An 11,685-nucleotide genomic window follows, 5' to 3' on the forward strand; every position below is an offset into this window, starting at 1 on the left:
GGCGGCGACCGAGGGCGTCGACCGCAGGACGAGCAGGGCCCCGGACCGATGATCGGTCCGGGGCCCTGTCGCGTCAGGCGGGGTGGCGGCTAGCCGTTGTTGCCGCCGCCGTTGTTGCCCCCGCCGTTGCCGTTCCCGTTGTTGCCGCCGTTCCCGTTGTTGCTGCCGCCGCTGTTGCCGCCGCCGTCGTTCCCACCGTTGTTGTTGCCGCCGTCGTTGTTGCCACCGGTGCTGGGGGTGTTCACGACCGGCGGGACGCCGTTGGAGGGGTAGAGGATGACGAAGGAGTTCTCCGCGGCGGTGCTGCCGCCGCCCGGGGAGCTGTAGGCCACCAGGCCGGCCGAGAGCGAGGAGTTCACCGAGCTGCCGACGGAGACGCCGAAGCCGGCGTCCTTCAGCGTCTGGCGGGCGGTCTCGATGGTCATGCCGGAGACCGAGGGGACGGTCGTCTGCACACCGTTGACGACCGCGTCGGTGGGAGCCACGAAGTTCTCGTTCGCCAGCTGGTCGTCGATCGCCTTCATCGCGTCGCCCCAGATCGGCGCGGCGTAGGTGGAGCCCGAGGCCGAGGCCACGTAGCGGCCGTTGAGGTACTTGCCCACCAGCGACTCGGGCTGGCCGAGGTTGTTCACGCCGGCCACCATCGAGACGGCCGCCATGTTGCGGGTGAAGCCGGCGAACCAGACGGCGCGGCCGCTCTGGGTGGTACCGGTCTTGCCGCCCGCGGGCTGGTCGAGCGCCTGGGCGGAGGCGAAGCCGCCCTCGATGACGCCGCGGAGCACGTCCGCGACGCCGTCGGCGGTCGTGGCCTGCATGACCCGCTCGCAGCTGGAGTCGTACTCCTTGACCGTGTTGCCGTTCGGGCCGGTGATCGAGGTGACCGGGCGCGAGTCGCAGTGGACGCCGCGACCGGCGAAGGTCGCGTAGGCCTCGGCCATCTCCAGCACGCTGGTGTCGGCGACGCCCAGGGTGAAGGCCGGCACCTCGTACAGGCTGCGGGCGGTCTTGCCCTTGAGGTTCTGGATGCCCATCTTCACCGCGAGGTTGTAGGGCTTGCAGATGCCGACGCGCTGCTCGAGCTGCACGAAGAACGTGTTCACCGACTGCTGGGTGCCCGTGTAGAGCGTGTAGGTGCCGTAGCCCGTGGAGTTGTTGACCTCGTAGTCCTGGGTGCTCTGGATCGGGCCGCTGCAGTCGCGGAAGGAGCTGATCGGCAGGGTGATCGTCTGCGGCGAGGCGATCTGCGTGTTCAGCGGGATGCCCTGCTCGATGGCGGTGGCCAGGACGAACGGCTTGAACGTCGAGCCCGGCTGGAAGCCGTTGGAGTCGCCGTACTCCTTGGGCACCACGAAGTTCAGGTAGGTCTCGCCCTGCTTCTTCTTCCGGCCCATCGGACGGGACTGCGCCAGCGCCTTCACGTCACCGGTCAGCGGCTCGACCATGGCCAGGCCGCCGATGGCCCCGTCGGTCGGCTGCACGGCGTTGGAGACGGAGGTGTCCGCGGCGTTCTGGAAGTCCATGTCCAGCGTCGTCTGGATGGTGAGGCCGCCGGTGTAGAGCAGGCGACGACGCGCCTTCTCGGAGCGCCCCAGGTCGGAGTCGGCGACCAGGTAGTTGACGACGTAGTCGCAGAAGAACGGGGCGGTCGCGGAGACGCAGCCGTTCTGGTTCTTCTGCACGTCCAGGCCCAGGCCCTGCTTGCGCAGCTTGGCGGCCCGCTTCTGGCTGATCACCGACAGGTCCGCCATCCGCTGGATGACGACGTCACGACGGTCCTTGGCGCGGGCCTTGTCGTTGGTCGGGTCGTACCCGTAGGGGTTCTTGACCATGCCGGCGAGCATCGCCGACTGCTTGACGTTGAGGTCCTTGGCGTTGACGTTGAAGAAGTGCTTGGCCGCCGCCTGGATGCCGTAGGCGCCGTCGCCGAAGTAGACGATGTTGAGGTAGCGCTCGAGGATCCAGTCCTTGGAGTGCTGCTCCTCCAGCGCGACCGCGTACCGCAGCTCGGTGAGCTTGCGCGCGTAGGTGTCCGCCGTGGCCGCCGCCTGCTCCTCCTCGGTCGCCGCCTGGTTGATCAGGGTCTGCTTCACCAGCTGCTGCGTGATCGACGAACCGCCCTGGACGGTGCCGCCCGAGGCCTGGTTGGTCACGAAGGCACGCAGCGTGCCCTTCACGTCCAGCGCGCCGTGCTCGTAGAACCGGTAGTCCTCGATCGAGAGGATCGCCTTGACCATCGTGCGCGAGACCTGCCGCAGCGGCACCTCGACACGGTTCTGGTCGTACAGCGTCGCGATCGTGTTGCCGTCGACGTCGAGGATGGTGGTGCGCTGGGCCAGGTCGCCGGTCTCCAGCTCCTCGGGGAGGTCGTCCATGGTCTCGGCGACACCCTGCGCGCTCAGGCCCACGAGGCCGGCGAACGGGATGGCGAGACCGGCGACGACGACGCCGAGCACGACGGAGACGGCGACCATCACCCCGAGGTGGGAGGTGATCCGGGCCGCGGTGCGGGAAGCGGACATGGGCGCAAGGGTACGGGAGCACCCCCAGCCTGGCCGCGTCGTCGCGGCCGCCCCGGCGGAGGACCCGCGCAGGCGTCTCACAGGTTCGTCCACGGGGCCTCCGCGGGGCCCCGGCCCGGTCGGGCTGGCCCGGTCGGGGAGGTGGGGGTACCACCCGGACCGGGCGGGCCGAGGCCGTCGTGGCCACGGCCGTGCACCGGCGTCCGGTGAAACCTGCGCCCGGCCTGGGTGGCCCTGTGGGTCAGCCCGCAGGGGTGAGCGGCATGGCCCGGAACCCCGGTGGGTGTCTGACCTGGTCAGAATCCAGGTCGGGAACGGTTGCAACGGGTGTTGCAGCGTTCTGAAACGTTGCCGTAACGCGACGGTCGCCCGGCGGTGATCCCCCAGGGTTCCGGGGGTGCACTCGGACTAGTCATATCGGACTAGAAGGTTTGGGCAATTCGTGCCTGCAAAGGTCGGCACGACGGCGGTTTAACTTTAACCAGGGACAAGTAACGGGTCCGACGACCGCCATGGGGGTGGAGGTCGCGGGCCCCTGGAATGATGTGGGGACGACATCATGTGGGTTGAAGACTGGGCGCCTGAGGCGGCCTGCCGAGAGGCGCAGCCGGACGAACTGTTCGTGCGCGGCGCCGAGCAGAACAAGGCGAAGATGATGTGCGGCGGTTGCCCCGTCCGCACCGAGTGCCTCGCAGAGGCCCTCGACAACCAGATCGAGTGGGGCGTGTGGGGCGGCATGACGGAGCGTGAGCGCCGTGCCCTGCTCCGTCGCAAGCCGGCGTCCTCGTGGCGCCAGGTGCTCGAGACGGCACGCACCAACCCGAGCGCTCCGACGCGCACGGCCGCTCCGGTCGGTCGCTGAACCGGCCGGCCCCCCAGGCCGGCCCAGCGCACCACCGCAACACCAGCACCACCGCAGCACCGCACCACCCGGTCGCGACCCGCGACCGGCCCGGCTCGCTGACACGCTGATCCGCGGCCGACCGACACACCTCCAGGCCGGTCCGCCCCGGACCACCCGCCGCCTCCCGGTGGCGGGTGGCACGCGTGCGTCCCGGTGCCCGGCAACGTCGCCGGCACCGGGCTCAGGCGCGAGCCAGCAGCGCGCCCACCCGGCGCAGGCCCTTGAGGTCGTGCACGTCGCCGGGCAGCGCGGCCACCTGCGTGGTGGCCACGTCGGGGTGCGCAGCGGTGAAGCGGCTGCACAGCTGCTGCTCGCGGCGCACGGCCGACCACCGGTCGGCGTGCAGGCGCAGCAGCCCCGCGGCCAGGCCGCCCTGCCGTCGTCCACGCAGACGCTCGACGGCGGCCCGCGCCTCCTCGGCCGACAGCTTGCTGCGCGGCTCCGGGGTCGTGCGGTTCACGACCATGCCCGCGAGCGGCATCGCGTCGCCGTCGAGGCGCTCGACGAAGTAGGCGGCCTCGCGCAGCGCGTCCGGCTCGGGCGCGGCGACGACCACGAAGGCCGTCTCCTCGGCCTGGAGCAGGGAGTAGGTCTGCTGCGCGCGGGCCCGGAACCCGCCGAAGACGGTGTCGAGCGCGGCCACGAAGGTCTGCAGGTCGGTGAGGATCTGGGCGCCGAGGATCTTGGTCAGCGCGCCCGTCACCAGCCCGAGGCCGGCCGTCATCAGCCGCGCCGGGCCCTTGGCCGGCGCGAGCATGAGCCGCAGGAAGCGGCCGTCCAGGAAGCTGGAGAGCCGCTCGGGGGCGTCGAGGAAGTCCAGCGCCGAGCGCGAGGGCGGGGTGTCCACGACGATCAGGTCGTAGGTGCCCTCCGCGCGGGCCTGCGCCCGGACCTGCCCCAGCTTCTCCATGGCCATGTACTCCTGCGTGCCCGCGAACGAGCTCGAGAGGGCCACGTAGAACGGGTTCTCCAGGATCGCGCGGGCGCGCTCCGGGCCGGCCTGGCCGAGCACGACGTCGTCGAACGTGCGCTTCATGTCCAGCATCATCGCGTCGAGGCCGCCGCCGGCGCTCTCGTCGATCCCGACGACGGGGCGCGGGGTGTTGTCGAGCTTCTCGATTCCCAACGACTGCGCGAGCCGACGCGCGGGGTCGATGGTCAGCACCACGACGCGGCGGCCCCGCTCGGCCGCGCGCAGGGCCAGGGCGGCCGACGTGGTCGTCTTGCCGACGCCGCCCGACCCGCAGCACACGATGATCCCGGTGGCGCGGTCGTCCAGCAGCGCGTCCACGTCGAGGACGCCGGCGGGGTCGGTGCGCCGACCCTGGGGACCGACCCGCTCCTGCCGGCTCACGCGAACCCCTGCCCGCGCAGGTCGGCGGCCAGCTCGTAGAGGGCACCGAGGTCGACGCCGCCGGGGAGCCGGCCCAGCTCGGCGACCGGCACGTCGAGGTCGGCGACCACCTCGCGCTGCGCGTCCTCGAGCGCGCGGCGCTCGGCGTGGTCACGGGCCTCGGAGGCGAGGCCGTCCAGGAGCACCTTGGTGGGCCGCACGCCGGCGTGCTCGAGCTCGCGGCCCAGCGCCTCCTTGTCGAGCCGGCCGGCCAGGGCGAGCGCGAGGTCGTCGTCCGAGACGTCGTGCGGGCGCACCTGGTTGACCACCACCCCGCCCACGGGCAGCCCGTGGCGGCGCAGCTCGGCGATGCCGTCGGCGGTCTCCTGCACGGGCATCTCCTCCAGCACGGTGACGAGGTGGACGGCGGTGCGCGGGGAGCGGAACAGCGACATCATCTGGTCGGCCTGCTTCTTCACCGGCCCGACCTTGGCCAGCCCCGCGACCTCGTCCGAGACCCCGAGGAACTGGGAGATCCGTCCCGTGGGCGGGGCGTCGAGGACGACGGCGTCGTACTCGGTCGCCCCACGGTTGCGCGCGTTGCGGTGCACGGCCTCGTAGACCTTGCCGGTGAGCAGCACGTCGCGCACGCCGGGGGCGATGGTGGTGGCGAACTCGACCACGCCGAACTTCTCCAGCGCCTTGCCCGCCCGGCCGAGGCGGTAGTACATGGCCAGGTACTCCAGCAGGGCGGCCTCGGGGTCGATGTTGAGCGCGTGCACGCTGCCGGGACCCCGCTCGTCGCGCAGCCCGGTGGCGATCCGGGTCTCGGCGTAGGGCAGGGGGTCGACGTCGAACATCCGGGCGATGCCCTGGCGGCCCTCGACCTCGCACAGGAGGACCTGCTTGCCGTGGGAGGCCAGCGCCAGCGCCAGCGCCGCGGCCACGGTGGACTTGCCGGTGCCGCCCTTGCCCGTCACCACGTGCAGTCGGGCGCGGGGCCAGGGGGAGGTCACGAGCCCAGCCTAGGGCGGCCGCCGCGGGCGCGGGTGGCCTTCGGGGTGGGTGCTCCGGGCCCGCGTGAGGCGGGCCACCGGACCTGTCGGGACGGGCATGACAGGTGTCGCCGATGTGACTCCAGCGGTCTGGACCGGCAGGGTGGATGGCTGTTCGACCGCGCTGCCCGACGTTCTCGGAGTCGGTGTCGTGCCAGGTCGGAGGCGGTTTCGTGCCCCCTGACGGGTGAGGCGTCCGCCCCGTCCGCGCCCTGCCGTGTGCGCCGGGTCCTGAGAGTGACCTGAGTAAAAGTCGCGCCGCGGGTGATTGGCCCTAGCCGGTTCGGGCAATCAGTGTCAACGGCCGTTGTCCCCCCGATGGAGAGGTTCCATGACCAGCAGTCCTCCGACAGACCGAGTCGCCGAGATGGGCGACCAGCCCGAGCGTGACGGCTCGGGCGACCTCCGCCCGCCGCAGGAGCCCGAGCACCGCGGCCTCCTCGCCGCGCCCCGGGTGTTCCTGCCCTCCGCCGGCATCATCCTGGCGCTCGTCGTCGTCGCCCTGGTCGTGCCCGGCCCCTTCGGCGACTTCATCACCAAGGTGAACAACACCGTCGTGCAGGACATCGGGTGGTACTACATCGCCCTGGTCTCCTCCTTCGTCTTCTTCTCGCTGTGGCTGATGGCCGCACCCGTCGGTCAGGTCGTGCTCGGCCGCACCGACGACGAGGAGCCCGAGTTCGGCCTCATGAGCTGGTTCGCGATGCTGTTCGCGGCCGGCATGGGCATCGGCCTCGTCTACTGGGGCGTCGCCGAGCCGCTGAACTACCTCGCGAGCCCGGTGCCCGGCACCGACTCCAGCACCATCGGTGCCACCGCGCGCACCGCCATGGACATCACGTTCCTGCACTGGGGCCTGCACGCCTGGGCCATCTACGTGGTCGTCGGCCTCGCCATCGCCTACGCGGTGCACCGCAAGGGCCGCCCGATCTCGATCCGCTACGCGCTCGAGCCGCTGTTCGGCAAGCGCATCCTGGGCGTCTGGGGTGACGTCGTCGACGTCATCGCCATCGTCGGCACCCTGTTCGGCGTCGCCACCTCGCTCGGCCTCGGCGTGAGCCAGGTCGGCAGCGGCCTGGCCTTCCTCGGTGTCCTCGACGAGGCCACCACGCCGATCCTCGTGGTGCTGATCGCGGTCATCACCGCGTTCGCCCTCGCCTCGGTGCTCTCGGGCGTCGACAAGGGCATCAAGCTGCTCTCGAACATCAACCTGGTCGTCGCGGCCCTGCTGCTCGCGGCCGTCCTGGTGCTCGGCCCGACCGTCTTCCTGCTCAGCGACTTCGTCACCCAGATCGGGTCGTACCTGCAGAACTTCTTCCAGATGGCGTTCAACGTCCGCCCGTTCACGGGTGACGCGGGCGCGAGCTTCCTGTCGTCCTGGACGACCTACTACTGGGGCTGGTGGATCAGCTGGGCGCCCTTCGTCGGCGTCTTCATCGCCCGCATCTCCCGCGGTCGCACCGTCCGTGAGTTCGTCGCCGGCGTCCTGCTGGTGCCGACCCTGGTCACGTTCCTGTGGTTCTCGGTCCTGGGCGGCTCCGCCCTCTACCGCGAGGTCTACGGCCAGGGCGGTCTGATCAGCGCCGACGGCACGGTCAACTCCAACACCGCGCTGTTCGAGATGCTCGACAAGCTGCCCGCGGGCACCGTGCTCAGCGTGGTCGCGATCGTCCTGATCGTGGTCTTCTTCGTGACCAGCTCCGACTCCGGCTCGTTCGTGGTCGACATGCTCTCCGAGGGCGGCAACACCAACCCGCCGCGCTGGAGCCGTGCCTTCTGGGCCACGATGGAGGGCCTGGTCGCCGCCGTGCTGCTGCTCGCCGGTGGACTCGGGGCGCTGCAGACGATGTCGATCCTGGTGGCGGTGCCGTTCAGCATCGTGATGATCCTGATGATGATCGCGCTGGCCAAGGCCCTCCTGGGCGAGCACAAGGCCATCGAGCGCCGCAAGCGCCGCTGGCTGGCCCGCGAGGTCGCCAACGAGATCCACGAGGACGACTCGATCAACCTCTCCGCGACGACGACCGAGAAGCGCTGACGCTCCTCGCCCCGCTCGCCGCACCACGGCCGGACCGCCCCCGACGCACCTGCGTCGGGGGCGGTGTCGCGTCCGGGGCGGGCCAGTAGGGTGCGGGCATGACCAAGTGGCAGTACCAGGTGGCGCCGATCCCGCTCCACAACGAGGCCCTCATGCTCAACAACTTCGGCGAGGACGGCTGGGAGCTCGTCGCCATCCACACGAACGCGCAGGGCGGGCTCATCGCCTTCCTCAAGCGCCCCGCGGAGTGAGTGCCGTGGGCGTCGTCGAGAGCCGCCTGGCCGAGCTGGGCCTGTCCGTCCCCGACGTGGTGAAGCCCGTCGCGGCCTACACCCCGGCCGTGCGCACCGGCTCCTACGTCTACACCTCCGGCCAGCTGCCGATGCGGGCAGGCGAGCTGATGACCACCGGCAAGGTCGGTGGCGAGGTCACGGCCGAGGAGGCGTTCGCCTGCGCGCAGCAGTGCGTGCTCAACGCCATCGCCGCGGTGAAGGCCGAGATCGGTGACCTCGACCAGGTCGTCCGCATCGTCAAGGTCGTCGCGTTCATCGCCTCGACCCCCGACTTCACCGGCCAGCCCGGCGTGGCCAACGGCGCCTCCGAGCTGCTCGGCCAGGCCTTCGGCGAGGCCGGCGTGCACGCCCGCTCCGCCGTCGGCGTGCCGGTGCTGCCGCTCGACTCGCCCGTCGAGGTGGAGATGGTCGTCGAGGTCGCCTGACCTCCCCCCCCGACCCGCCCGGAGACCCCGTGCCGCACGTCCCGATCCCGCCCGCGCCGCTCCCGGACAGTCTCGTCGAGGCCGTCCGGGAGCACGCCGCGGGACGACGGCAGGCCGCCGAGCCCCGCGACGCGGCCACCGTGCTGCTGCTGCGCGACGGGCCCGGCGGCGTGGAGACCTACTACCTGCTGCGGCAGCGCTCGATGGCGTTCGCCGCGGGCATGGCCGTCTACCCCGGCGGCGGGGTCGACGCGCGGGACGCCTCGGCGGACCTGCCCTGGGCCGGCCCGCCCGTCTCGTGGTGGGCCGAGCGGCTGGGCTGCACGCAGGACGAGGCCCGCGCCGTCGTGGCCGCTGCGGTGCGCGAGACGTTCGAGGAGTCCGGCGTCCTGCTGGCCTCCGAGCCGGGCTCGCAGGCCGTCGTCCCGACGCTCGGTGACGTGTGGGAGGCCGACCGCGCCGCCTGCGAGACCCGGGCGTGCTCGCTCTCGGAGCTGCTGACCCGCCGCGGCCTCGTGCTCCGCAGCGACCTGCTGGCGCCGTGGGACGCGTGGCTCACGCCCGAGATCGAGCCACGGCGCTACCGCACCTGGTTCCTGGTCGCGGCCCTGCCGGAGGGCTGCGCGACCCGGGACGTCTCGGGGGAGTCCTCCTCGGTGGAGTGGGCGCCGGCCGGTGCGCAGGCCGCTCGCGCCGAGACCGGCGAGGTGGCCATGATGCCGCCGACGTACCTGACCTCCCTCGAGGTCGGCGTGTTCGACTCCGTCGCGGCGGTCCTGGCCGACGGGGCCGGGCGGCGGCTGGAGATGTTCTGCCCGCAGCCCGTCGAGACCGACGGCGAGTGGCGGTTCCGCTACCCCGACCGGCTCCGGCGGCTGCTGGTCGCGCGGGGTCGCGCGTGAGCAGCGCCTGGGTGGGCGGGGCCTTCGGCGAGCGAGGCCGCTGCGTGCTCGCCGACAACGCGAGCCCCATGACGCTGGACGGCACCAACACGTGGGTGCTGGCCGAGCCCGGTGCCCGGCGTGCGCTCGTGGTCGACCCCGGCCCCGAGCTCGTGGCGCACCTGGACGCCGTGGCGGGCGCGGCCGAGGAGATGGCCGGGTCGGTGGCCGCCGTCCTGCTCACCCACCACCACGCCGACCACGCCGAGGCGGCCCGCACCTTCGCCGAGCGGGTCGGCTGCGGCGTCCGCGCCCTCGACCCGGCCCTCACCCTCGGCGACGAGGGCCTCGCGGACGGCGACGTGGTCGACGTCGACGGGCTCGAGCTGCACGTGGTGGCCACCCCGGGGCACACCGCCGACTCGCTGTCGTTCTGGCTGCCCGCCGAGCGGGCCCTGCTCACCGGCGACACCGTGCTGGGCCGCGGCACCACGATGGTCGCCCACCCCGACGGCGAGCTGGGGGCCTACCTGGGCTCGCTGGAGCGGCTGCACGCGCTGGCCTCCGAGGTGGGGGCGGCCTCGGTGTGGCCGGGCCACGGCCCGGTGCTGGCCTCCGCCGTGGACGTGCTGGATGCCTACCGCGCCCACCGCGTGGACCGGCTCGAGCAGGTGGAGCAGGCGGCCGACGCCCTCGGCCTGGCCCTGCACGACCCCGCGCTGCTCGACCACGCCCGCGACGTGGTGGAGGTCGTCTACGCGGACGTGGACCCCGTGCTGTGGCCCGCTGCGGAGCTCAGCGTCCGCGCCCAGCTGGCCTACCTGGCCGGCTGAGCTCGCCGACCACGTCCGCGTCGCCGGACGCGGCTCAGGCGGCCTCGGTGGAGAGCTCGGACATGGGGGTGACGACGCCGTCGCGCACCAGGCGCCGGGTGACGCCGAGGCGCCGGGCGACCCGCAGGGCCGACCAGCCGACGTAGACGATCGAGAGGGCGACGATCACGTACGTGTTCATCGCGTCGGTGCCCAGGACGCTGACCAGGAACTGGGTGGTGAACAGGCCCAGCAGCACGCCGGCGTCCCGCGCCGAGAGGCGGAGGTCGAGCAGCAGCGCCACCGCGAACAGCGACTGGGCGGCGGTGATGAGCAGCTCGAAGCGCTGCTCGGTGTCGATCGGCAGCCCCGCGACGGTGCCGGCGGAGAGGGCGAAGACGAGGGGGAGACCGCCGACCAGCAGCGTCCACTGGTTGACCTTGGAGGAGAGCAGCGCGCCGAGGGAGTCGTCGGCCTTGAGCCGCCACGCGTAGAGGCAGGCGACGATCAGCTCGGGGGACTCGCTGGCCAGCGGCGCGATCCACTGCACCAGCAGGAACTGGGAGACGCCCAGCTCCTCGCCGGTGGTGGTGAGCGACTCGGCGAAGTGCTCGGCGCACGCGAGGATCATCAGGCCGGCGACGACGAAGGTGCCGATCACCCAGGCTCGCCGGGGGCGGGTGTCGAGGCCGCCCATCCACGCGGACGTGCCCAGCAGATCGGGCTCGGAGGACTCCATCCGCGAGAGCCGCCAGGCGTAGCCCGCGAAGATGAGCAGGAAGACGGCCGAGTCGATCAGCGTGAGGCTGCTGCGCAGGGGCAGGGTCAGCGAGTACAGGGTGGCGATCCCGAGGAAGACCACCTCCACCGACATCGCGGGAGCCAGGCGCACCTCGGCCGCGTGGTGGTCGACCTGCTTGGCCTCCTTGCGGCTGCGCCACAGCGCCAGCGTCGCCACGAGCACGACCAGGGGCCACCCGACGCCGACGAGCACCCGGTTGGCGCCGGTCATGTTCGCCAGGGCCAGGCCGCAGACCTCGGCGCTGCCGCCGTCGGCCGCGAACTCGCCGCCGCACTGGGTGGTGAAGACGAAGTCGACCGCGTACTCCGGCAGCACGGCCACCAGTGCCAGCAGTGCCAGCGCGAGGCCGGCGTTGATGTCGACCTGCACCGCCTCGGCCGCCCACGAGAGCAGGAAGGCCGCCCCGACGATCGCCAGGCCGTAGACCAGCACCTGCACGGGGGCCGCGATCTCGGGTGCCGGCCCGCCCAGGTAGGCCGCGGCCCCCAGGTACGTGCCGGGCAGCGCCAGCAGCGCCGCGATCGCCAGCGGGAGCGGTGGTCGGGTCGCGACCGGCGCGTCGGTGCTCGTGGACATGGGCCCACCTTGTCGTGTCCGCTCGGCGCGAGGCATCACCCCGCCCG

10 protein-coding genes are annotated in these 11,685 nt (G+C 72.3%); 6 read left to right on the forward strand and 4 right to left on the reverse strand.

What is annotated here, in order from left to right; all coding sequences use genetic code 11:
• Positions 1-89: 89 nt before the first annotated feature.
• Complete coding sequence (locus M8316_RS18690; RefSeq protein ID WP_250053891.1) at positions 90-2,519, reverse strand: transglycosylase domain-containing protein; 2,430 nt, start codon at positions 2,517-2,519, stop codon at positions 90-92.
• Positions 2,520-3,078: 559 nt separating this feature from the next.
• Between M8316_RS18690 and M8316_RS18695 the strand changes: the two genes are divergently transcribed.
• On the forward strand, positions 3,079-3,381 hold the full coding sequence (locus M8316_RS18695; RefSeq protein ID WP_250053892.1) for a WhiB family transcriptional regulator: 303 nt from the start codon (positions 3,079-3,081) through the stop codon (positions 3,379-3,381).
• Between the two features lie 223 nt (positions 3,382-3,604).
• On the opposite strand, the gene bagB is transcribed toward M8316_RS18695, so the two are convergent.
• Both bagB and bagA read right to left on the reverse strand, forming a co-directional pair.
• Complete coding sequence (gene bagB / locus M8316_RS18700) at positions 3,605-4,777, reverse strand: ArsA family ATPase (protein WP_250057139.1); 1,173 nt, start codon at positions 4,775-4,777, stop codon at positions 3,605-3,607.
• Positions 4,774-5,772, reverse strand: coding sequence for an ATPase BagA (gene bagA, locus M8316_RS18705; protein ID WP_250057141.1), 999 nt, complete (start codon positions 5,770-5,772; stop codon positions 4,774-4,776). The genes bagB and bagA overlap by 4 nt, the downstream gene beginning before the upstream one ends.
• A gap of 370 nt (positions 5,773-6,142) precedes the next feature.
• Between bagA and M8316_RS18710 the strand changes: the two genes are divergently transcribed.
• The 5 genes from M8316_RS18710 to M8316_RS18730 all read left to right on the forward strand — a co-directional run bounded on the left by M8316_RS18710 (position 6,143) and on the right by M8316_RS18730 (position 10,281).
• Positions 6,143-7,849 (forward strand): BCCT family transporter, encoded by a 1,707-nt coding sequence (locus tag M8316_RS18710; protein ID WP_250057143.1) that lies wholly within the window; start codon positions 6,143-6,145, stop codon positions 7,847-7,849.
• Between the two features lie 98 nt (positions 7,850-7,947).
• On the forward strand, positions 7,948-8,100 hold the full coding sequence (gene sp36 / locus M8316_RS18715; RefSeq protein ID WP_250057145.1) for a Sp36 family protein: 153 nt from the start codon (positions 7,948-7,950) through the stop codon (positions 8,098-8,100).
• Positions 8,101-8,105: 5 nt separating this feature from the next.
• The gene (locus tag M8316_RS18720; protein ID WP_250057147.1) at positions 8,106-8,567 is read left to right on the forward strand and encodes a RidA family protein; all 462 of its coding nucleotides are present in this window, start codon (positions 8,106-8,108) and stop codon (positions 8,565-8,567) included.
• A gap of 29 nt (positions 8,568-8,596) precedes the next feature.
• Positions 8,597-9,469, forward strand: a complete 873-nt coding sequence (locus M8316_RS18725) for an NUDIX hydrolase (RefSeq protein ID WP_250057149.1) — start codon at positions 8,597-8,599, stop codon at positions 9,467-9,469.
• Positions 9,466-10,281 (forward strand): MBL fold metallo-hydrolase, encoded by an 816-nt coding sequence (locus tag M8316_RS18730; RefSeq protein ID WP_250057151.1) that lies wholly within the window; start codon positions 9,466-9,468, stop codon positions 10,279-10,281. The genes M8316_RS18725 and M8316_RS18730 overlap by 4 nt, the downstream gene beginning before the upstream one ends.
• Positions 10,282-10,315: 34 nt before the next feature.
• On the opposite strand, the gene M8316_RS18735 is transcribed toward M8316_RS18730, so the two are convergent.
• Positions 10,316-11,638, reverse strand: a complete 1,323-nt coding sequence (locus M8316_RS18735; protein WP_250057152.1) for a calcium:cation antiporter family protein — start codon at positions 11,636-11,638, stop codon at positions 10,316-10,318.
• Between the last annotated feature and the right edge of the window lie 47 nt (positions 11,639-11,685).

Origin of the sequence: Nocardioides bruguierae, from assembly GCF_023554635.1 — a bacterium.
GTDB lineage: Bacteria > Actinomycetota > Actinomycetes > Propionibacteriales > Nocardioidaceae > Nocardioides > Nocardioides bruguierae.

What these genes read in the sequence shown, in the direction of transcription:
- M8316_RS18690 (WP_250053891.1), bottom strand. Translation starts at nt 2,519, where the DNA reads ATGTCCGCTTCCCGCACCGCGGCCCGGATCACCTCCCACCTCGGGGTG.
- M8316_RS18695 (WP_250053892.1), top strand. Translation starts at nt 3,079, where the DNA reads ATGTGGGTTGAAGACTGGGCGCCTGAGGCGGCCTGCCGAGAGGCGCAG.
- M8316_RS18710 (WP_250057143.1), top strand. Translation starts at nt 6,143, where the DNA reads ATGACCAGCAGTCCTCCGACAGACCGAGTCGCCGAGATGGGCGACCAG.
- sp36 (WP_250057145.1), top strand. Translation starts at nt 7,948, where the DNA reads ATGACCAAGTGGCAGTACCAGGTGGCGCCGATCCCGCTCCACAACGAG.
- M8316_RS18735 (WP_250057152.1), bottom strand. Translation starts at nt 11,638, where the DNA reads ATGTCCACGAGCACCGACGCGCCGGTCGCGACCCGACCACCGCTCCCG.